The 20,175-nt window shown below is 35.8% G+C and carries 21 protein-coding genes, 2 pseudogenes and 1 other annotated feature; of the genes and pseudogenes, 18 read left to right on the top strand and 5 right to left on the bottom strand.

Annotated features, from left to right (window positions below):
• Nucleotides 1-24: 24 nt before the first annotated feature.
• The 7 genes from STRIC_RS07340 (at nucleotide 25) to STRIC_RS07310 (ending at nucleotide 6,516) form a co-directional block, all read left to right on the top strand.
• Nucleotides 25-804 carry a glycosyltransferase family 2 protein gene (locus STRIC_RS07340; RefSeq protein ID WP_040832181.1) on the top strand — a complete coding sequence of 260 codons (780 nt, stop codon included), beginning with the start codon at nucleotides 25-27 and terminating at the stop codon, nucleotides 802-804.
• A gap of 9 nt (nucleotides 805-813) precedes the next feature.
• Nucleotides 814-1,509 carry a glycosyltransferase family 2 protein gene (locus STRIC_RS07335; protein ID WP_008089440.1) on the top strand — a complete coding sequence of 232 codons (696 nt, stop codon included), beginning with the start codon at nucleotides 814-816 and terminating at the stop codon, nucleotides 1,507-1,509.
• 1 nt (nucleotide 1,510) lies between these two features.
• A complete protein-coding gene (locus STRIC_RS07330) occupies nucleotides 1,511-1,852 on the top strand; it encodes a DUF2304 domain-containing protein (protein WP_040832179.1) in 342 nt (113 codons plus the stop codon).
• The gene (locus tag STRIC_RS07325; RefSeq protein WP_008088693.1) at nucleotides 1,845-3,116 is read left to right on the top strand and encodes a lipopolysaccharide biosynthesis protein; all 1,272 of its coding nucleotides are present in this window, start codon (nucleotides 1,845-1,847) and stop codon (nucleotides 3,114-3,116) included. The genes STRIC_RS07330 and STRIC_RS07325 overlap by 8 nt, the downstream gene beginning before the upstream one ends.
• 3 nt (nucleotides 3,117-3,119) lie before the next feature.
• Nucleotides 3,120-4,604 carry a DUF2142 domain-containing protein gene (locus STRIC_RS07320; RefSeq protein WP_008088878.1) on the top strand — a complete coding sequence of 495 codons (1,485 nt, stop codon included), beginning with the start codon at nucleotides 3,120-3,122 and terminating at the stop codon, nucleotides 4,602-4,604.
• A gap of 160 nt (nucleotides 4,605-4,764) precedes the next feature.
• Entirely contained in the window at nucleotides 4,765-5,988 is a 1,224-nt protein-coding gene (gene pepT / locus STRIC_RS07315; RefSeq protein ID WP_008088730.1) for a peptidase T, read from the top strand.
• A 45-nt stretch (nucleotides 5,989-6,033) separates the two neighbouring features.
• The gene (locus STRIC_RS07310) at nucleotides 6,034-6,516 is read left to right on the top strand and encodes an EbsA family protein (protein ID WP_008089510.1); all 483 of its coding nucleotides are present in this window, start codon (nucleotides 6,034-6,036) and stop codon (nucleotides 6,514-6,516) included.
• Here STRIC_RS07310 and STRIC_RS11875 read toward each other — a convergent pair.
• Nucleotides 6,509-6,706: a ferredoxin gene (locus STRIC_RS11875; RefSeq protein ID WP_008089398.1), complete on the bottom strand. Its 198-nt coding sequence runs from the start codon at nucleotides 6,704-6,706 to the stop codon at nucleotides 6,509-6,511. The two genes, STRIC_RS07310 and STRIC_RS11875, sit on opposite strands and share 8 nt — an antisense overlap.
• Before the next feature lie 47 nt (nucleotides 6,707-6,753).
• Here STRIC_RS11875 and STRIC_RS07305 point away from each other — a divergent pair, with 47 nt between their 5' ends.
• The 6 genes and pseudogenes from STRIC_RS07305 to STRIC_RS12175 form a co-directional block, all read left to right on the top strand.
• Nucleotides 6,754-7,239, top strand: a complete 486-nt coding sequence (locus tag STRIC_RS07305) for an SAG1386/EF1546 family surface-associated protein (RefSeq protein ID WP_008088670.1) — start codon at nucleotides 6,754-6,756, stop codon at nucleotides 7,237-7,239.
• A 17-nt stretch (nucleotides 7,240-7,256) separates the two neighbouring features.
• On the top strand, nucleotides 7,257-7,937 hold the full coding sequence (gene cmk / locus STRIC_RS07300; RefSeq protein WP_008088844.1) for a (d)CMP kinase: 681 nt from the start codon (nucleotides 7,257-7,259) through the stop codon (nucleotides 7,935-7,937).
• A 23-nt stretch (nucleotides 7,938-7,960) separates the two neighbouring features.
• Nucleotides 7,961-8,083: a sequence feature (ribosomal protein L20 leader region), on the top strand.
• 14 nt (nucleotides 8,084-8,097) lie between these two features.
• On the top strand, nucleotides 8,098-8,628 hold the full coding sequence (gene infC / locus STRIC_RS07295) for a translation initiation factor IF-3 (protein ID WP_008089250.1): 531 nt from the start codon (nucleotides 8,098-8,100) through the stop codon (nucleotides 8,626-8,628).
• Nucleotides 8,629-8,668: 40 nt separating this feature from the next.
• Nucleotides 8,669-8,866 (top strand): 50S ribosomal protein L35, encoded by a 198-nt coding sequence (gene rpmI, locus STRIC_RS07290; protein ID WP_008088960.1) that lies wholly within the window; start codon nucleotides 8,669-8,671, stop codon nucleotides 8,864-8,866.
• Nucleotides 8,867-8,924: 58 nt separating this feature from the next.
• Nucleotides 8,925-9,284: a 50S ribosomal protein L20 gene (rplT, locus tag STRIC_RS07285; protein WP_008089396.1), complete on the top strand. Its 360-nt coding sequence runs from the start codon at nucleotides 8,925-8,927 to the stop codon at nucleotides 9,282-9,284.
• A 246-nt stretch (nucleotides 9,285-9,530) separates the two neighbouring features.
• Nucleotides 9,531-9,698: pseudogene (locus tag STRIC_RS12175) on the top strand (IS30 family transposase); the annotation flags it as partial.
• Between the two features lie 63 nt (nucleotides 9,699-9,761).
• Here STRIC_RS12175 and STRIC_RS07280 read toward each other — a convergent pair.
• On the bottom strand, nucleotides 9,762-11,939 hold the full coding sequence (locus tag STRIC_RS07280) for an LTA synthase family protein (RefSeq protein ID WP_008089552.1): 2,178 nt from the start codon (nucleotides 11,937-11,939) through the stop codon (nucleotides 9,762-9,764).
• A 146-nt stretch (nucleotides 11,940-12,085) separates the two neighbouring features.
• Between STRIC_RS07280 and STRIC_RS07275 the strand changes: the two genes are divergently transcribed.
• The 3 genes from STRIC_RS07275 to aroC all read left to right on the top strand — a co-directional run bounded on the left by STRIC_RS07275 (nucleotide 12,086) and on the right by aroC (nucleotide 15,225).
• Nucleotides 12,086-13,249 carry a class I SAM-dependent rRNA methyltransferase gene (locus STRIC_RS07275; protein ID WP_008088701.1) on the top strand — a complete coding sequence of 388 codons (1,164 nt, stop codon included), beginning with the start codon at nucleotides 12,086-12,088 and terminating at the stop codon, nucleotides 13,247-13,249.
• On the top strand, nucleotides 13,246-13,926 hold the full coding sequence (aroD, locus tag STRIC_RS07270; protein ID WP_008088852.1) for a type I 3-dehydroquinate dehydratase: 681 nt from the start codon (nucleotides 13,246-13,248) through the stop codon (nucleotides 13,924-13,926). Before STRIC_RS07275 ends, aroD begins: the two co-directional genes overlap by 4 nt.
• Before the next feature lie 132 nt (nucleotides 13,927-14,058).
• Nucleotides 14,059-15,225: a chorismate synthase gene (gene aroC / locus STRIC_RS07265; protein ID WP_008089210.1), complete on the top strand. Its 1,167-nt coding sequence runs from the start codon at nucleotides 14,059-14,061 to the stop codon at nucleotides 15,223-15,225.
• 80 nt (nucleotides 15,226-15,305) lie between these two features.
• Here the strand turns inward: aroC and STRIC_RS07260 are convergent, their stop codons facing one another.
• Nucleotides 15,306-16,328 (bottom strand): IS30 family transposase, encoded by a 1,023-nt coding sequence (locus STRIC_RS07260; protein ID WP_200857381.1) that lies wholly within the window; start codon nucleotides 16,326-16,328, stop codon nucleotides 15,306-15,308.
• Nucleotides 16,329-16,461: 133 nt separating this feature from the next.
• On the opposite strand from STRIC_RS07260, the gene STRIC_RS07255 reads away from it, so the two are divergent.
• Nucleotides 16,462-16,803: a YlbF/YmcA family competence regulator gene (locus tag STRIC_RS07255; protein WP_008088964.1), complete on the top strand. Its 342-nt coding sequence runs from the start codon at nucleotides 16,462-16,464 to the stop codon at nucleotides 16,801-16,803.
• A 128-nt stretch (nucleotides 16,804-16,931) separates the two neighbouring features.
• A pseudogene (gorA, locus tag STRIC_RS07250) lies at nucleotides 16,932-18,292 on the top strand (glutathione-disulfide reductase).
• A gap of 58 nt (nucleotides 18,293-18,350) precedes the next feature.
• Here gorA and STRIC_RS07245 read toward each other — a convergent pair.
• Together STRIC_RS07245 and STRIC_RS07240 are read right to left on the bottom strand one after the other, a co-directional pair.
• Nucleotides 18,351-19,613 (bottom strand): bifunctional folylpolyglutamate synthase/dihydrofolate synthase, encoded by a 1,263-nt coding sequence (locus STRIC_RS07245; protein ID WP_008089376.1) that lies wholly within the window; start codon nucleotides 19,611-19,613, stop codon nucleotides 18,351-18,353.
• Between the two features lie 26 nt (nucleotides 19,614-19,639).
• Entirely contained in the window at nucleotides 19,640-20,065 is a 426-nt protein-coding gene (locus STRIC_RS07240) for a DUF6556 family protein (RefSeq protein WP_008089248.1), read from the bottom strand.
• Nucleotides 20,066-20,175 lie beyond the last annotated feature (110 nt).

The following is a 20,175-nucleotide window of genomic DNA, read 5'->3' as shown; positions in this document are numbered from 1 at the left end:
AGAAAGAAAAATTTGGAAAGTATTATGAACAAGCAGCATACTTTTGTGATCTGTGCCTATGGAATAAGTACTTTTTTAGAAGATTGTATGATTTCTCTGAAAAAGCAAAGTTTGACATCAAGGATTATTTGTTACACATCAACTCCTAATGACCACATCTCCTCTTTATGTACTAAGTATGATATTCCACTTTTCACGAAAGAAGGAGGGGGTATTGGAAAAGATTGGAATAATGCCCTTTCTTTTGTGACAACACCATTTGCGACTATTGCTCATCAAGATGATATTTACTTAGAAAGTTATGCCGAAAAGGTTATGACGATTTTTGATAGATATCCAGACTCTGCAATTGTTTATAGTGATTATTCAGAATATCGGGATCAGAAGGTACTTCCAGCAAATCTCAATTTAAAGATTAAAACAACGATGTTAAATGCTCTAGATATCTTTCCGCATTCTTCATTCTGGCAATTAAGAATCTTAGCTTTTGGGAATCCTATTTCTTGCCCAGCGGTTACTTATAATCTTAGACTTTTGAAAGATTATCATTTCAATGAAGCGTTGAGAACTTCTTTAGATTGGTTTGCCTGGTATAGCATCAGTAAGAACTATAAGGGGCGTTTTAGCTATATTAAAGAAAAATTGATGTATCATCGTATTCATGAGGAATCTGAAACAACAGCGACCATTTTGGACAATACTCGTTCCAAAGAAGATTTAATGATGTTTGAATTGCTCTGGCCAAAAGCGATCGCAAAGGGATTAATGTACTTTTATAAGAAGAGTCAAGAGTCAAATGGATAGGAGAAAGAAGTGAAAAAGTTAATCATTATTCCAGCATATAATGAAAGTAGTAATATTGTCGGAACCGTTCAAGTCATACAAAAAGATGCACCTGATTTTGACTATGTTATTATTAATGATTGCTCAAAAGATAATACTCTAGAAATATGTCAAAATAATGGATTTAATGTTGTCTCATTACCAATTAATTTAGGTATTGGCGGAGCTGTTCAAACTGGTTACCTTTATGCTAAAAAGAATGGTTATGATATTGCTGTTCAAGTGGATGGTGATGGTCAGCATAATCCCTCCTTCCTTCAATATATGCTGCAGGAAATGATTAACTCTAAAGTAGATATGGTTATTGGTTCTCGATTTATCAATAATGAGGGGTTTCAATCTTCTTTTGCACGAAGAGTTGGAATTAAGTATTTTACTTGGTTAATTCGTTTAGTGACAGCTAAAAAAATAACAGATGCTACTTCTGGATTGCGTATGATTAATCGCCCTTTAATTGAACGCTTTTCAGATAATTATCCAGATGATTATCCAGAGCCAGAGACAGTAGTAGATGTTTTAATAAGTGGATACAAGGTTAAAGAAGTTCCTGTTATTATGAATGAAAGACAAGGTGGAGTTTCATCAATATCTTTAACTAAATCTGTTTATTATATGATAAAAGTAACCTTAGCGATTTTATTTGTTAAATTGAGAGGAAAACGATAAGATGACAACTACAGCGAGTATATTTATTAGTATTATTATCTTTACCTTTATTGCTCTTTTAATCAATTTGATTAAGAAAGACAAATTAGCTATTAGATACTCTTTATCATGGTTTATTTTAGCTTTTATTGTTCTTATCTTTTCTTGGTTTCCAACTTTATTAAGCTTGGTTTCTCATTTGTTCGGTATTTACTCACCAACCAATATGCTGTTTTTCTTGGGCTTCTGTTTGAGTTTGACAATAATCTTCTCGCTAACAAATAGTATTTCAATACAAAATCATAAATTAAAACATTTAACTCAAGAAATCGCCTTAATGAAAAAAGAGATAGACCATGATTAATTCACAAAATCAAGCGCAAAGAAGTTTTATATGGAATATGCTAGGGAGTATATCAGCAGCAGCTATTTCTGTTGTTTTGTTGATGGTTGTGACGCGCTTTTTAAGCCCCATAGACTCTGATATTTATGCTTTTGCCTATTCTTTTGCCAATATGATGGTTGTGGTTGCTCTTTTTCAAGTTAGAAACTATCAAGCCACAGACATAGATGAGAAATATTCTTTTTCACAATATCTCATGGCTAGACTTGTAACCTGTTTGATTATGCTTTTGATTTCCATAGCTTATTTGACTGTGACAAAAACAGATGCTTACAAGAGCTATGTTATTCTATTGGTCTGTTTTTATCGATTAACGGATGCGTTTTCAGATTTATATCAAGGAATGTTTCAACAACATGAACGGCTAGACATAGCAGGTAAATCTCTTACTTTTCGAAATAGTTTTATCTTTCTTATATACACTTTATCAATCTTATACTTTAAGGATTTAGTGTTAGCTTTAGAGATTGTATGCCTCTTTTCAGCTACTTTTGTTCTTTTTTATGACATCAGAAAATCTAAACAGTTTCATTACTTAGATATCAAAGAAGTTTTTCATACCAAAACATTTAAGGCCAGTATAAACCTATTAAAAGAGAGTTTCCCGCTTTTTTTGAATGGTTTTTTGATTATTTATATCTATACTCAACCCAAATATTCTATTGAAATCATGACTAATCTAGGTAAAATTCCTTTAGGGTCTCAGACTATTTTTAATATTTTATTTATGCCTGCATTTGTCATGAATCTTATGATGCTATTTTTTAGGCCTCATATTACACAAATGGCTATTGCACTTTTAAAAGGTCAATTGAAACTATTTAGTCAGATTCAAGTGCGTTTGTTTACTTACTTAGCTCTTTTTGGATGTCTTGTTCTTATTGGTAGTGCCTTTTTAGGTCTCCCGTTTTTGTCTATTTTATACGCTACAGATTTAAAGGAGTATTGGTTAGCTTTCATGTTTATCATGCTAGGAGGAGCTATTGGTAGTTTTGCGACGGCCATTGATAACATTTTGACAGCAATGAGAAAACAACAGTATTTAGTAATTCCTTATTTGGGTGGTTTTTTATTCTCGTTAACATTAACCAATCCCTTAGTCGCTAGTTATAATATTTTAGGAGCAGCTTTAAGCTTTATCTTGACCATGTTATTTTGGTGTTTTTTATCCATTATGGTTTATTGGATAGTTATGAGGAGATTTAAGAAGGGAAATTCTATATAAACTATGAAAGTAATTACTAATCTTGCAAAAGAGAATTTTAAATATATTGTTTCTACTTTTGCAACACTTATCTTATCTATTATTCTCTATAGCAATAGTATTAATCACCCACTTAAGTTTATTGCGTTAATTTTTCTGATAGCATCATTCATCATGTTGTTTTTACCAAAAAAAATAGAAATAGCATTGATTTTTGTTATCCTTATCTTTGGAAGCATTTCTGCTTTTATTTCTCCTTTAAACGATATTCCTGATGAATATGTTCATTATTCGCGATCAGTATATGTTTCAGAAGGAGATATCAATTTATCAAATGATGACAAGAAGTTAAAGGTGTCTAAAGACGTCAAGAAAATTATTGATAATGCAGGAAGTACTTTTCATAATTCCAAGCTACTTTCGACAAAGCATACGAAGGCAGAATATGTTAATGCTAACATTAAAGGAACAAACGCCTATTATAGTTTTTCTTATTTGCCACAGGCAATAGGAGTTTTACTCGGTAATACCTTGAGGCTTCCTATATTGGTAACTTATTATCTGGGAAGATTACTAAATTTACTTGTCTATGCCTTCTTTATTTTTATTGCTCTTAAATTAGCTGGAGCATTTAAGCAGATTATTGCTGTTATTGCTCTGCTTCCTATGAACGTTTACTTAGCAGGCTCCTATAATCAAGATGGTTTTGCAGTTGGCTTGGTACTTATTACTGTTTCTTTATTTATTAATCTTGTAACGTCAAATGATAAATCTAAAAATAATATCAAGTTACTTATTTATTTAATGCTTTGTGCTCTCTTAGTATTATCAAAATTTACTTACTTTTTATTGGTCTTCTTACCATTTTTTATTCCTAATGAAAAATTTGGAAAAACAAATGGTCTTATTTGGGCTAATAAAGTGTTAGGTATTCTTATTATTATTTTTTTCGCTGCTATTTGGTTTAAACTCTATGGCCAGATTAAAACACCATATGTTGCAGATTTCTTAAAAGAAGTTAATGTTGGACAACAAATTAGTAATTTAATAGATAAGCCCTTTACTTATGGAAGAGTGGTTGTTAGAGGTATGGTGATCAATCTTGTAAATATGACTAATATTTTTCAATTTGGTGCTTTAAGTTATGGTATTACGAATATTTTCCCACTTTATCTTCTTTTTCTTTTTATGATATACATTAGTAATGCAAGTAAGGTGGTACTTAAAATTCAAGAAAAGCTTGGTATTTTCATTGTTATTTCAGGTATCATTGGTGCAACAGTCTTAGCTATGTATTTAACTTGGACACCAGTGGGCTCACTGGTAGTACTTGGAGTGCAAAGTCGCTATCTGATAGGTATTTTACCTTTAATAATGCTTTTATTTTCAAGTCAGAAACCTAAAATGAAAGCCATTCAAGGGTTGATTTCTGATAAATTGGCAATTCATGTTTCTATGCTATTTATTATTTTGATGTTGATGAGTACTATTTTTAAATATTATAATTAAGTGTCAGACTGATTCGATTATTCGAATCAGTTATTTTATTTTTATAGCCCTTCATTTTTTTATTAGAATGATCATTTTATGAGACTGCTTACAAATGTTGATATAGCTAGCCGTTGTTTTTTATGCTATAATGAAACAAGAGAAATGATTGAGGTGACTTATGAAGTATGAGAATTTATTAGACCGCTTTATCAAATATGCCAAATACAACACCCGAAGTAATCCTGAGAGTGTCAGTACTCCAAGTACTGAAAGCCAAATAGAGTTTGCTTTGACTATTTTAAAACCAGAAATGGAAGCTATTGGATTACAAGATATTAATTATAATCCTAAAAATGGTTATTTGATTGGGACTTTACCTGCAAATAGTTCTCATCTCACTCGTAAAATTGGTTTTATTGCCCATATGGATACCGCTGATTTCAATGCGGATGGAGTTAATCCTCAAATCATTGAATCTTATGATGGTGGAGAAGTTAAGTTAGGTGATTCAGGTTACTCTCTTGTAACGGAAGAATTTCCTAATTTATCCAATTATATTGGTCAGACCTTAATTACAACTGATGGACACACTCTTTTAGGAGCTGATGATAAATCTGGCATTGCAGAAATCATGTCAGCCATTGAGTATTTAGCAGCTCATCCGCAAATAGAGCACTGTGAGATAAAAGTAGCTTTTGGTCCAGATGAAGAGATTGGAGTAGGTGCAGATAAATTTGCCGTAGAAGATTTCGACGTTGACTTTGCTTATACTGTTGATGGTGGTCCACTCGGAGAACTGCAATACGAAACTTTTAGTGCTGCTGGCTTAGAATTGACCTTTTTAGGTCGTAATGTCCATCCTGGTACAGCTAAAAATCAAATGATTAATGCCATGCAATTGGCTATTGATTTTCATAATCAACTCCCTCAAGAAGATAGACCTGAAAAGACAGAGGGCTATCAAGGCTTCTATCACCTCCATGGTCTAACTGGAACAGTTGAGGAAGCTCGTTCCTCTTATATTATAAGAGACTTTGAGGATGACTCTTTCGATGCGCGTAAATCTTTTATTGAAACTTTAGTTCAGAAGATGAATCAAGAGCTTGGTTCAGAACGAGTGATAGCAAGGATTACTGATCAATACTATAACATGAAGAAAGTCATTGAAAAAGATATGACGCCTATTACACTAGCTAAGGAAGTTATGGAATCTTTGTATATCACACCTATCATTGAACCAATTCGTGGTGGGACAGATGGCTCTAAGATTTCTTTCATGGGAATTCCGACTCCAAATATTTTTGCTGGTGGAGAAAACATGCACGGACGATTTGAGTTTGTAAGCCTTCAGACTATGGGAAAAGCAGTGGATGTTATCCTAGGCATTGTTCAGAAGCCATAAATGGTTAGACAAAAAATCGAAGTTGATGGAGGTGACGAATAGAACATGATTAAACTATTTGGTAAGATAAGGTATCATTGGCAACCAGAGCTATCTTGGTCTATCATCTACTGGTCAATTGCCTTTGCTCCTATTTTTATAGGCTTATCCTTACTATATGAAAGAACAGAAATTCCAAGTAGAGTCTTTATTCTATTTGCCCTGTTTGCTTTATTAGTTGGAATTGGTTTACACCGCTATTTTATTATTGAAAATAATGGTGTGCTAAAAATTGTATCCTTGAAATTATTTGGACCTCACAAATTAGACATTTCTAGTATTACAAAAGTGGAGGTGACAAAGTCTACCTTGACTTTGTTTGTAGGTGATCAGAGTTATTTGTTCTACATGAGAAAATGGCCTAAAAAATATTTCTTAGATGCCTTAGCAGTTAATCCTTATTTTAAAGGAGAAGTTATCTTGCTTGATAACTTTATTAAACTAGATTATTTTGAAGCTTATCAAAATAATAAAAAAGCCCTTACTTGAGGGTAAGAGCTTTAGTAGGACAAGATTTAACGGCTAAAATCGTATCCTTATCATTGGGATAAATCGATTGGGTCGTTTCTAGCGAATCAGTAAATTTGACAATACCATCATCGTGGTAGTCAAATAAATTGGAGTAAGTCTGGCACAGTCCGCAGGCAATGCACTTTTCAGGAATAATAGATACTTTCATAAGTATTATTCTAATATGATTTTCTTAAATTAACAAGGGGGATGATCATGGCTAAAGAACCATGGGAAGAAAAAATCGTTGATGATAATAAAGAAACTAGAACAAGAAGAGCAAGGAGTGCTTTGATTAGTACCCCATGGCTAACTGCCTTACTAAGTATTTTCTTTGTTATTATTGTTGCCATACTTTTTATTTTCTTTTACACGTCAAATAGTGGCAGTGACAAGCAGAGCGAGACAACAGGCTTTTACGGGGCTTCAACTCATAAAAAGGTGACAAAAAAAGCTAGTCCTAAAAAATCAACAAAAAGTTCATCATCATCCGAATCTGAACCTACAGAACCTGCTAAAGAAGAAACACAGGCATCAGAACCGGTTGCTGGAGAGACTATTACCGTTTTAGCTGGAGAAGGGGTTGCTTCTATTGCCGCTCGTGCAGGCATTTCAGTCGAGCAACTTCAATCTTTAAATCCTGAGCATATGACACAAGGGTATTGGTATGCTAATCCAGGCGATGAAGTTATTATTAAGTAAGCAGTAAAGAGGAAAAAATGAAAGCAATTAGAATTGCCATTGATGGTCCTGCATCAAGTGGTAAAAGTACGGTAGCCAAGATTATTGCCAAAAATCTTGGCTACACTTATTTAGATACAGGAGCAATGTATCGTTGTGCAACTTATTTGGCTTTGAAAAATCAGTATAGTCAAGAGGATGTTCAATTGATCTTAGAAGCTTTGGCTAAGCACCCTATTTCGTTTAAAAAAGCTGAAGATGGTTCCCAATTAGTGTTTTTGGGAATAGAAGATGTTACTCTCGCCATTAGACAAAATGATGTCACGCAAAATGTATCATGGGTGTCTGCCCTAGTAGAGATAAGAGAAGAGTTGGTGAAGCAACAACGACGTATCGCTGAGAAAGGAGCTATCATTATGGATGGTCGAGATATCGGTACGGTTGTATTGCCTAATGCCGAATTAAAGATTTTCTTAATTGCTTCTGTAGACGAGAGAGCTGAGCGACGTTACAAAGAGAACATCGAAAAAGGAATCCCTTCTGATTATGAAAAACTCAAATTAGAAATTGCAGAACGTGACTATAAAGATAGTCACCGTAAAGTATCTCCTTTAAAAGCGACGGAAGATGCTATTATATTTGATACAACCGGAGTTACCATTTCTGGTGTGGTACAATTTATTCAAGAAAAAGCAGAAAAAATGATTGACTTGGACTAAACTTCGTGTTAGAATAATAACAATGAGAAAAGCAGAAGTGAGAGCTTCTCGCCTTGCGACTTAGGTTGTCTGGCCCAACATGTCAAAATCCTTTTGGATATTATGTGTGCGGGCTTGATTTATCAAGTCCGCTTTCGTTTTTCTCTAAAAAAATAAAGAGGTGAAGATCATAGCTAAAAAAGATCTATTCATTAATGATGAAATTCGTGTTCGCGAAGTTCGTCTAGTTGGTCTTGAAGGTGAACAATTAGGCATTAAACCACTTTCTGAAGCACAAGGCTTAGCTGATGCTTCAAACGTTGACTTGGTTTTAATCCAGCCACAAGCTGTTCCTCCTGTTGCCAAACTCATGGACTATGGAAAGTTCAAATTTGAGTATCAAAAGAAACAAAAAGAGCAACGTAAAAAACAAAGCGTTGTGACTGTAAAGGAAGTCCGTCTTAGCCCGGTTATCGATAAAGGTGACTTTGAGACAAAACTTCGTAACGGTCGTAAATTCCTTGAGAAAGGAAACAAAGTAAAAGTTTCTATTCGTTTTAAAGGACGTATGATTACTCACAAAGAGATTGGTGCCAAGGTACTAGCTGAATTTGCTGAAGCAACTCAAGATATTGCTATCATTGAGCAACGAGCAAAAATGGATGGTCGCCAAATGTTTATGCAACTTGCACCAATTTCAGACAAGAAGTAATTGTCACAGTTAAATTATATCTTAAGAGGAGAATACTAAAATGCCAAAACAAAAAACACACCGCGCATCAGCTAAACGTTTTAAACGTACAGGTTCAGGCGGTTTGAAACGCTTCCGTGCCTTCACATCACACCGTTTCCACGGAAAAACTAAAAAACAACGTCGTCATCTTCGTAAAGCTGGTTTGGTAAGCTCAGGAGATTTCAAACGTATTAAAGCAATGATTACTGGCCTTTAAGATTTAGGTTTTGTAGACATTTACTCGATTATAAGAATTATTTGAAGGAGAACAATTAATGGCACGTGTTAAAGGTGGCGTTGTATCACGCAAACGTCGTAAACGTATTTTAAAATTAGCTAAAGGTTACTATGGAGCAAAACATATCTTGTTCCGTACTGCAAAAGAGCAAGTAATGAACTCTTACTACTATGCATACCGTGATCGTCGTCAAAAGAAACGTGACTTCCGTAAATTATGGATTACACGTATCAACGCGGCTGCTCGTATGAATGGTTTGTCATACTCACAATTGATGCATGGTTTGAAACTTGCTGAAATTGAAGTTAACCGTAAAATGCTTGCTGACTTAGCAGTTCATGATGCATCAGCTTTTACAGCTCTTGCAGATGCTGCTAAAGCAAAACTTGGTAAATAATAAGCTAATCTGTTTGCATATTGCAAGCAGATTTTTTAGATAAAAACAAAATAGTAGTACCACTTTTTTACTGATAGTGTCATCATACCATAAATGAACCCCGCGTTGTAAAATGAAGTGCAACAAAAAAGACATGTTCGTCTGATATACTAGAATTCCCCAATTCAGTATGGAAAGCAGATGAACATGTCCAACATTAATTCTACCAGAAAATCATCCTATAGCATACATTAGACGAAGTTATACGAGAACTTCAATGGCCTCCTCAGAGAATATGTCCCTAAAGGAGTCTCACTTAATCCACTAACCTCTGAAGAACTTGACAATTATATTACTGCCATCAATGAGCGCCCAAGACGACTTCTTCAATATCAATCCTCAAAATTCCTGTTTGAGCTATCCCGAACAGCTTAACATCTGGAACTCTAGTTATCTATGAACTGGTTGCACTTGACTTGACAACTTGCGAAGGAATAATTATTCCTTGGTTTTTTGGTTAATGTCTTTTTCTGTAGGAGGATAAGCTGTTTCCTCATTCTCTTTAGGATTTAACTCTAAATAAGAGGGAGCTTTAAAGATTTTTTGTGTTGATTTATTGCCATTTTTACTGTAGAGGCTAGTGGAGTGACTACCTAGCTTTTCAGAAATAGCCTTCATGTGTTTTAGCTGTTTAGTATAAACAAATTCAGAAGGGTCAACTACTTTTAAGCCATTTTTACTATCAAACCTTAAGAGATCTCCTGTTTGAACAGCGTCGCTAACAGCAAGTTGCCTTGCAGTTGCATCTTTGATCTCTTTAATTTTAGCCATGGTCATTTCATCGGGATTTGTAATTTCAAGTCCGGTTTGCGTACTGTAGAGACGACCACTGTAGTTAGTATATTCTGGTGTCATGTAAGTTCCAGATGTACGTTGAGCAACAATTTGGCTATTTTGTGGTGAGAGCAAATCTTGCCCTAATTGAACTAAATGAGTGGTATCAATACCTAAAATATGAAGAAGTGTTGGTAAAGAATCAATTTCTCCACCAAAGGTATCTTTGATGCCACCATTTTTAAAGCCAGGAATATGAATCATATAAGGAACTCGCTGAAGCATAGCGTTGTCATATTCTGACCATGTTTCAGGATCTTTATCAAGTAGTGGTGCCAGACTAGAGTTTCTAGAGTTAGAAATCCCATAATGGTCTCCGTATAAAACAAAAATAGAATTATCATACAGCCCAGTTGCTTTTAAATAGTCAAAGAATGACTTTAAGGCAGCATCTAAATAATTAGCCGTGGCAAAGTAACCATTGATGGTTTCATCATCTGTTTTTGCGAGTGGGAAACCTTCTTCATCACGTTCCCCTTTTAAACTGGTATAAGGATAGTGGTTACTAACCGTGATATATTTAGTGTAGAAGGGTTGTTGCAACTGTTCTAGATACTTGATGGAATCCTTAAACATGTATTTGTCATTCAAGCCATATTGGAAAGAATTTTTGCTATTTTGTTCTGAGAAATAACTGGAATCAAAGAAATAATTGTAGCCCCATTGTTTATAAGCGTTGTTGCGATTCCAAAAAGTACCAACATTTCCATGGAAAACAGCACTTGTATAACCGCCGTCTTGGGCTAAGATATTCGGAGTAGCAAACTGGGTATTTTCTCCCCCATAATTAACCATAAATGAGCCGCTATTCAAGCCAAATAGGGAATTCTCCATCATGGTTTCAGCATCGGATGTTTTACCAGCTTTGACTTGGTGGAAGAAGTTTGAAAACGCTAGCGTCTCATTTGAATGATAAAGTGAATTGATGAACGGTGTTACTTCATACTCTTTGTCATTGTCTTTTAACTTATAATCAATCAAAAATTGTTGGAAACTTTCCAAGTGAAGGACAACAACATTTTTTCCTTTACCAATACCAAAATATTGTGGATCAGGTGCAGCATAGTGCTCTTTGACATAATCTTTGACATCAACAAGTTCCTCAGCAGTAGCACCATTACGCTCTTTTTGTGCTTGATAAGTTTGATTTCCACTATAAAGTGTAAAAGCAGGTAAGCCGAGTGCTCTGACGATGTAAGTGTTGGAGAAACCTCTCGTTAAAAGTTCAGGACGATCAATCTCTGCTAAAAATAGATTGATGGATAAGAGTAAGAAAGAAAGAGCCGTTATGGCAAATGAAGCTCTTTTGTTGAAAGGGCGTCTATCTTTTTTAAAGGTTTTGGTTACTGTCAATGTGATCAAGATAATAAAATCAAGAATATAAACAATATCCCATATCCGCAACAAATTTAAAGCCGAGTCTCCCAGTCCTGCAGAAACTTTACTGCTGGCTAACATAGCACTAACGGTGATAAAATCAGAAAATTCTCGGTAATAAATAGAATTAGATATTAGCAGTAGGTTAAGGATAATATAGGCTATCCAGGCAGCGATGTAAAAAACTCTTGTATTTTTGATATAAAGTGCAAATCCCAATAGTAATAAGGCTAAAGGGATGGGGTTAATAATGGTTAGAAAGACCTGGTATAGATTCTCCAAGTCTAGCGAAAAGTCTGTATGATATGCCCACAGGGTTTTTAACCAGTAGCAAAATAGCAGTGTCAAAACAAAACCTAATCTGGTACTGATAAATCCTGTGATAAGTGTTTTGAATTTCTTCACAGTAGAAACTTCCTTATCAATTTTTCCTAAATGTATCTTTTCTAAATGAAATCTCAAATTAAATTATATCAAAAATAAAAGGCTATTGCTTGCCTTAAGTACAAATTTAGTATGTTTTTTTAAAATTTTTTGTTATAATATAGACTATGAATAAACTCTCTATTAATCCTTTTGTTGAAAAGAAATTAGCAGCAGGGATACAATTATTAGATGAAAACGATTTTAAAGATCTCCCTGTACTGGATCAGTTGGTTGAATTAGTCACAAGTTCTAAAGGCTCTCTAGGTACAGCATACCTTTCTAAACAAAATAAAGGGATTGGATGGTTTTTAGGGAAGTATATTGACTCATTGTCACACGACTATTTTTTGGATTTGTTTAAAAAAGCAAAGGCTAAGCGAAAAGCCTTTGAAGATTCTCTTTTTACCAATGCTTATCGACTCTTCAATCAGGATGGAGATAATTTTGGTGGTCTAACGATTGACCTATATAAAGATTATGCCCTTTTTTCTTGGTATAATACCTTTGTTTATCAAGAAAAGGAACTTATTATCAGAGCTTTTCAAGACGTTTTTCCTGAAGTCAAAGGAGCCTATGAAAAAATTCGCTTTCAAGGTCAAGACTTCGAATCAGCTCATTTATATGGGCAAAAAGCGCCAGAAAGCTTTACAATTTTGGAGAATGGTGTTTTCTATCAAGTCTTTTTAAATGATGGTTTGATGACAGGTATTTTCCTTGATCAGCACGAGGTTCGTAAATCATTAGTAGATGGTTTAGCTCTAGGAAAATCCCTCTTAAATCTCTTTTCTTATACAGCAGCTTTTTCAGTAGCAGCAGCGATGGGAGGAGCTATTGAAACAACGTCAGTAGATTTAGCTAAGCGATCAAAAGAGCTATCTCTTGCTCATTTTAATGAAAACCATCTAGACCTTTCTAGTCATCGATTTTTGGTCATGGATGTATTTGAGTATTTCAAATATGCTAAACGAAAAGAATTGACTTATGATGTTATTGTTATTGATCCACCTAGTTTTGCAAGAAACAAAAAACAAACTTTTTCGGTCAGCAAGGATTATCACAAATTGATTGCTGAGGCATTAGACATATTGAATCCTAATGGAACAATTATCGCTTCAACAAATGCAGCTAATATGACTGTTAGTCAATTTAAAAAGCAAATTATCAAAGGATTTGGAAGTCATTCGTTTGATCAAATGAGTTTTCAACAACTTCCAGGTGACTTTACTATAAATAAAGCAGATGAAAGAAGTAATTATTTAAAGGTATTTACTATAAAGGTACGAGAATGAAAATTGTAGCACCAGTCATGCCAAGTAATTTTGAAGAAGCTCAGTCCATAGACGTTTCGAAGTATGAAGATGTCAATTTAATTGAGTGGCGTGCGGATTATCTTAATAAAGAAGACATTATGTCAGTAGCACCTGCCATTTTTGAAAAATTTGCTGGAAAAGAAATCATTTTTACTCTGAGAACTGTTCATGAAGGTGGTCATATTAGTTTATCTGATCAAGAATACGTTGATTTGATTAAAGAAGTTAATGCCATCTATAATCCAGATTATATTGACTTTGAATATTTTAATCATAAAGATGTTTTTCAAGAAATGTTAGACTTCCCAAATTTAGTCTTGTCTTATCATAATTTTCAAGAAACACCAGAAAATTTGATGGAAGCTTTCTCTGAGATGACTAAGTTGGCACCACGGGTTGTTAAAATAGCAGTGATGCCAAAAAGTGAGCAAGATGTCTTGGATTTGATGAACTACACAAGAGGCTTTAAGACCCTAAACCCTGAGCAAGAGTTTGCAACGATTTCAATGGGCAAATTAGGTCGTTTATCTCGATTAGCTGGAGATGTTATTGGGTCGTCTTGGACCTATGTCTCATTAGATAAGGCTAGTGCACCTGGTCAAGTCAGCCTTGCAGATATGAAAAAATTTATTCAAGTTCTTGAGTTTGAGTCTTAAGAAATTAATCTTATAAAAAATGAGACATTATTCTATTTTTGAGCTTAGGATAATGTCTTTCCTTTCCCCAAAGATAGCTTTTTAAGGACAAGTCAATAAACACTGGCTTAATAAATGACAAAAGGAGAAGAGATGAGATATTTAACTGCAGGTGAGTCCCACGGTCCCGCATTAACAGCAATTGTAGAAGGTGTTCCAGCGGGCTTGTCACTTACAACGGATATGATTAATAAAGACTTAAAACGACGTCAAGGTGGCTATGGGAGAGGTGCTCGAATGGCTATTGAATCTGATGAGGTGATTATTTCCTCTGGTGTTAGACATGGTAAAACAACTGGATCTCCTATTACCTTGACGGTAATTAATAAAGACCATCAAAAATGGTTAGATATTATGGCTGTAGAAGCTCAAGGCTCTAAAGTAGAGGCAAAGCGAAAAGTGATTCATCCTAGACCTGGCCACGCAGATTTGGTGGGCGGCATCAAATATGGATTCAAGGACCTAAGAAATGTCTTAGAGCGGTCATCGGCGCGTGAAACCACCATGCGTGTAGCTGTTGGTGCTATTGCAAAGGCTATTTTAAAAGAATTGAAAATTGAAACCGTTAATCATATTTTGGTCTTTGGAGGAATACCGGTTCAAGTGCCTGACAATATGTCTATTTTTGATATTCGTCAACTGGCAGAAAGTTCTGAGCTGTCAATTGTGAATCCTTCCCAAGAAGCTGAGATTAAGTCTTATATTGATCAGATTAAAAAAGAAGGCGATACCATCGGTGGGATAGTAGAGACCTTAGTTTGTGGTGTGCCAGCTGGTTTAGGGTCTTATGTGCAATGGGATCGAAAATTAGAGGCTAAGTTAGCACAAGCAGTCATGTCTATCAATGCTTTTAAAGGGGTATCATTTGGCATGGGATTTGAGATGGCTTATCAAAAAGGTTCTCAAGTTATGGATGAAATTATCTGGTCCAAAGAAGATGGTTACAGCAGACGAACCAATCACTTAGGAGGCTTTGAAGCAGGAGTCACAAATGGGGAGGCTCTTCTAATCAGAGGTGTTATGAAACCTATTCCCACTCTCTATAAACCTCTCATGTCAGTCAATATTGAAAATCATGAACCTTACAAAGCGACGGTTGAGCGCTCTGATCCAACGGCCCTACCAGCAGCAGGAGTCATTATGGAAAGCTTGGTAGCCACTATCGTCGCACAAGAAATTCTTGATCAGTTCTTATCCGATCAAATGACCACTCTAATGACAGATTTTGACCGTTATCGTGATCAAGTCAAAGCATTTTAATGCTTTCTTTTTGGTTCATTTATGGTCGCAAGTTGTCAAGTCAAGTGCAACCAGTTCATAGATAACTAGAGTTCCAGATGTTAAGCTGTTCGGGATAGCTCAAACAGGAATTTTGAGGATTGATATTGAAGAAGTCGTCTTGGGCGCTCATTGATGGCAGTAATATAATTGTCAAGTTCTTCAGAGGTTAGTGGATTAAGTGAGACTCCTTTAGGGACATATTCTCTGAGGAGGCCATTGAAGTTCTCGTTTTTTCCTCTCTCATGTGAAGAATAGGGATGTGCAAAGTAAACTTCAACAGCTTCTAAGTTTGAGAGTAAACTAAACTCAGAACCATTATCCGCTGTGATGGATGCAATAGGATACTGACTGATGAGATGCATGACAGCTCGGTTAATGGTTTGGGACTGCTTGTCTTCTAGCTTAACTCCTAGTGCATAGCGTGTCTGGCGCTCTACCAAAGTCAACATAACAGCTTCACCTTTGGTTTTCTTGCCGAGAACCAAATCAATCTCCCAATGCCCAAATTCAGAACGATCATTAATATATTCTGGACGTTCTTCGATAGATTTACCTAAAGTCTTCTTATTCGTCTTCATGACTTTCTTAGAACGTTTTCTGATACTAACCATCTTAGGCAAATCGATTGGTTTAATAGCTAATACCCCCTCTTTGATATAACGATAAATCGTTTTGGTAGAGGGGACGACTTCTTCAGGATGGTTCACTTTGTAAGTCTGAACAAAACTATCCACACTATGGAGACGAATGTTAGCCGTCAAGGCAGATTCTAATTGTTCAATGAACCTAGCGGAGCAGTCATTCAACTTGAGATAAGAACTCTTTTGACGATTGGTTTCATAGACACGTTGCCCACTATCAGCGAAATAGGCGTTGAAGAAGGTTTGTTTTCCATTCTTATCCTTTACCTGTTCTACTGAACCACGTTTTATTTCTCGGCAGATTGTAGAACGGTGACGACCCAAGAGTCGAGCAATCTCAGCGGGTTTCTTTCCCATTTTAAGATAAGCAGCAATTTCACCCCGTTCTGTGGCTGAAAGATGAGAATAGGATGATTTTCTGGTAGAATTAATGTTGGACATGTTCATCTGCTTTCCATACTGAATTGGGGAATTCTAGTATATCAGACGAACATGTCTTTTTTGTTGCACTTCATTTTACAACGCGGGGTTCATTTATGGTATGATGACACTATCAGTAAAAAAGGAGAAAGATATGTCACAAGAAATTTACGATTATGCTAATAAACTAGAACGAGCTATTCGAGCTCTTCCAGAGTATCAAAAAGTCTTAACCGAAAAAGAAGCCATTAAGTCAGATACACAAGCCAGTCAATTATTCGATGAATTCATTGCTATGCAAAAGAAACTGCGAAACCTAATGCAAACTGGTCAGATGCCTTCTCAAGAAGAGCAGGCCGCTATCCAAAATTTGAGTCAAAAAATGGAAGCTAATAGCATGCTAAAAAGTTATTTTGACGCCCAACAAGCCCTTTCGGTTTATGTTAGTGATATGGAACGTATTATTTTTGGGCCTTTGAAAGAATTAGTCAAATAATAAACCGCTTAAACACTAAGATTGTAATGATTGCATTGCAATCTTTTTTGTGTCAAGTGTATTAGAGATTTGAGTGACAGGCTATTTTGTGTTGCATTAATGCTATGAAAAACAAAGGTGGTATAGAAATGATTAGTCATTATGATTATATTGTTATTGGAGGAGGTAGTGCAGGTATTGCCTCTGCTAACCGTGCAGCTATGCATGGTGCTAAAGTACTATTAGTAGAATCTAAGGAAATAGGGGGAACCTGTGTTAACCTAGGATGTGTGCCTAAGAAAGTTATGTGGTATGGGGCGCAAGTCGCAGATACGCTTAACTATTATGCTAAAGATTATGGATTTGACTTAGCAGAAAAAGCGACACTGGATTTTAAGACCTTAAAAGCTAATCGTCAGGCTTATATTGATCGTATTCACCGTTCCTATGAAAGTGGATTTGATCAAAATGGTGTTGAAAGACTTTATGATAAAGCAACTTTCATTGATAAGAACACTGTTGAGATTGCCGGAAAACAGTATAGAGCACCTCATATTTTGATTGCTACGGGTGGTCATCCTATAATTCCAGATATAGAAGGCGCTGAGTTAGGAATAACATCAGATGGTTTCTTTGCTTTAGATGATATTCCTAAAAGAACCGCTGTTGTGGGAGAGGGTTATATTGCAGTCGAAATTGCAGGAGTGCTAAATGCTTTAGGTTCTGAAACAGATTTATTTATCCGTCATGATAGACCCTTACGTTCCTTTGATAAGGATGTGGTTCAAGTACTAATTGATGGCATGCCTGAAACAGACTTACGTTTACACCCTCAATCAAGTGTAACAAAACTCGAAAAAAATACCGATGGTTCTATTGCTCTCTTTTTAACGGATGGACAACGATACGATGTTGATCAAGTCATTTGGGCAGTTGGACGACAAGAGAATGTAAAAGAAAAGGCTTTGGATTAGAAAACACAGGGGTTAAAATCAATGACAAGGGTTATATCGAGACGGATGCCTATGAAAACACCTCTGTGCCAGGAATCTATGCTGTTGGTGATGTTAATGGAAAATTAGCTTTAACTCCTGTTGCAGTTGCAGCGGGACGTCGATTATCTGAACGACTCTTTAACAAGCAAACAGACATGAAGTTAGATTATGACAATGTGGCGACTGTCATCTTTAGTCATCCTGTTATTGGTTCTGTTGGCCTCTCTCAAGAAAAGGCTCAAGAAGTATATGGCAAAGACAAGGTGAAAGTCTATGAATCACGTTTCACTTCTATGTTTACGGCAGTTACAAGCCATCGCCAGGCTTGTTATATGAAATTGGTTACGGTGGGGCCAGAAGAGAAGATCGTTGGACTGCACGGCATTGGCTATGGTGTTGACGAAATGATTCAAGGTTTTGCTGTTGCTATTAAAATGGGAGCTACAAAAAAAGATTTTGATAACACAGTTGCCATTCATCCAACAGGTGCCGAAGAATTTGTACCGATGCGTTAGTTGTGCTGAAAATAATGTAGCAATTAAAAAGCCTTAAGAACAATTATAAAAGTGTTTCTTAAGGCTTTTTTGTGTTTAACATATCCAGGCAGAACCGTCTCACTTCAGAGATGAAGTATAATGAACCTGTCACAACAATTAAGTCAGATGAGGTTGTTGTTTTCAATAACCATTTGCGATAATCCTCAGTCTTAGCATATGCTTGGGAATAATCTTCTAAAGGACATGCTTCAAAGAAATCAAAGCTAGTGACTGTGATGGGGTAATCTGATAGGAGTTGAAGCAATTCGCGTAGAGGTTTACGTTTTAAACCTGCAAATAAAATACGAATCGATCGATCGCTGAAGTGATCCATCAAGAGCTGTCTTAGCTTAAGGATAGCATCTGGATTATGAGCACCGTCTAATAAGATATTAGGTTTAATCAACTCTGAACGGCCCGGCCAAGTCGTTGACTGGACTCCTTCTTGGATACTAGCAAGAGATAGATTTGGAAAAGTCTCTCTTAATTGAAGAGCAGTCATAATAGCTAAACAGGCATTTTCTCTTTGATGATGGCCGATGAGCAGAAGTTTAAGTTCTTTTAAGGTAATATCTTGATAGGTGAAATCAAAATATTCCTGATAATCTATTAAGTGAAAGTCTTTACCTAATTGAAACAGGCTTGATTGAGTATCAAGACTTGTCTTTAGAAAGACATCTTGAGCTTCTTTATCTAATTTTCCGATAATAACTTTTTGCTGTGTCTTGATAGCGCCAGCTTTTTGCTTAGCAATGGCTTTTAAACTGTATCCTAGGCGTTCTTGATGATCAAAACTAATGGATGGGCAAATCAGAGCTAAAGCCTGAAAAACATTGGTAGCATCACCTTTTCCACCAATGCCTGCTTCGATGATAGCAAGGTCAACTGGATTATAAAAGGCAAAATAGTAGAACATGATAAGAGTGACTAGCTCAAATTCGGTTGGTCGGTCCCAAGAAGTTTCTTGGCTTAAACGCTCTAAGAGTGGCTTTAGTCTCTCAGCAATTGCTAATAAATCTTGGTCAGAAATGGCTTGGCCATTGATGCATATGCGATCATGAAAGGACAAGATAAAAGGAGACGTAAAGGTTCCAACCTTGTAACCAGACTGGCTAAAGATATGCTGAAGATAAGCTGTGACAGAGCCTTTACCATTTGTCCCCACGACATGTATTGCAGGAAATTTATCTTGAGGATTTCCTACTTGCTCTAGTAGCCAAGCCATGCGCTTTAAATCAGTTTTTCTACCATTGGCTTTAAAGGTATGAATCCATTGAATGGTATCTTGTTGTAAAGTCATAAGGGTATTCAACTCTCTAAATAAGGCTAAGGCTTATCTGTATCTGTAGTAGCTTGACCCATCTCAGAATGTGAAGGGTAAGATGGTACTTGGGGAGTTTCAGAAGCAGAGGTAGAAGGAACTGTCGGTGTTTTGTCACCTAGCGATGGTGTTGTAGGAGTTAGAGGTGTTTGCTCCTGATTATGGCTTGTCTCAGGCTTAGAAGTTTGAGAGGATTCTTTTTCAATAATTTTGACAATGGTATTTGATGAGGAAGTACCAGAGTCCTCTTTTTTAGATTCCGGAGCGGGATTTAGTGCCCTTGTAATTGTGATTGTAGCTACAACGATACTAAGAATACTACCTATAAGAGCAATTGATTTTTGTAAGGCAGTGAATCCTGTTTGAAGATGTTTTTTGGGGTCAACACTTGTTTTTTTAGGTTTTTGTTGACGGGAATACTGTGATGACATGTTAATCTTTCCTTTAGTAATCATAGAGATAGGAAAAAAGGCACTTCTTTTGTACCTAACAAGGTCTATCTCATATCATTTATCAGTATAATCTAGAAAAAAAATGAAGT

This window comes from Streptococcus ictaluri 707-05 (genome assembly GCF_000188015.2).
GTDB classification, from domain to species: domain Bacteria; phylum Bacillota; class Bacilli; order Lactobacillales; family Streptococcaceae; genus Streptococcus; species Streptococcus ictaluri.
This window is presented reverse-complemented; position numbering and strand designations above follow the sequence as displayed.

Coding starts and splice junctions, on each gene's coding strand:
- STRIC_RS07340 (WP_040832181.1), top strand. CDS start 25: ATGAACAAGCAGCATACTTTTGTGATCTGTGCCTATGGAATAAGTACT.
- STRIC_RS07330 (WP_040832179.1), top strand. CDS start 1,511: ATGACAACTACAGCGAGTATATTTATTAGTATTATTATCTTTACCTTT.
- STRIC_RS07325 (WP_008088693.1), top strand. CDS start 1,845: ATGATTAATTCACAAAATCAAGCGCAAAGAAGTTTTATATGGAATATG.
- STRIC_RS07320 (WP_008088878.1), top strand. CDS start 3,120: ATGAAAGTAATTACTAATCTTGCAAAAGAGAATTTTAAATATATTGTT.
- pepT (WP_008088730.1), top strand. CDS start 4,765: ATGAAGTATGAGAATTTATTAGACCGCTTTATCAAATATGCCAAATAC.
- STRIC_RS07310 (WP_008089510.1), top strand. CDS start 6,034: ATGATTAAACTATTTGGTAAGATAAGGTATCATTGGCAACCAGAGCTA.
- STRIC_RS11875 (WP_008089398.1), bottom strand. CDS start 6,706: ATGAAAGTATCTATTATTCCTGAAAAGTGCATTGCCTGCGGACTGTGC.
- STRIC_RS07305 (WP_008088670.1), top strand. CDS start 6,754: ATGGCTAAAGAACCATGGGAAGAAAAAATCGTTGATGATAATAAAGAA.
- cmk (WP_008088844.1), top strand. CDS start 7,257: ATGAAAGCAATTAGAATTGCCATTGATGGTCCTGCATCAAGTGGTAAA.
- rpmI (WP_008088960.1), top strand. CDS start 8,669: ATGCCAAAACAAAAAACACACCGCGCATCAGCTAAACGTTTTAAACGT.
- rplT (WP_008089396.1), top strand. CDS start 8,925: ATGGCACGTGTTAAAGGTGGCGTTGTATCACGCAAACGTCGTAAACGT.
- STRIC_RS07275 (WP_008088701.1), top strand. CDS start 12,086: ATGAATAAACTCTCTATTAATCCTTTTGTTGAAAAGAAATTAGCAGCA.
- aroD (WP_008088852.1), top strand. CDS start 13,246: ATGAAAATTGTAGCACCAGTCATGCCAAGTAATTTTGAAGAAGCTCAG.
- aroC (WP_008089210.1), top strand. CDS start 14,059: ATGAGATATTTAACTGCAGGTGAGTCCCACGGTCCCGCATTAACAGCA.
- STRIC_RS07260 (WP_200857381.1), bottom strand. CDS start 16,328: ATGTCCAACATTAATTCTACCAGAAAATCATCCTATTCTCATCTTTCA.
- STRIC_RS07255 (WP_008088964.1), top strand. CDS start 16,462: ATGTCACAAGAAATTTACGATTATGCTAATAAACTAGAACGAGCTATT.
- STRIC_RS07245 (WP_008089376.1), bottom strand. CDS start 19,613: ATGACTTTACAACAAGATACCATTCAATGGATTCATACCTTTAAAGCC.
- STRIC_RS07240 (WP_008089248.1), bottom strand. CDS start 20,065: ATGTCATCACAGTATTCCCGTCAACAAAAACCTAAAAAAACAAGTGTT.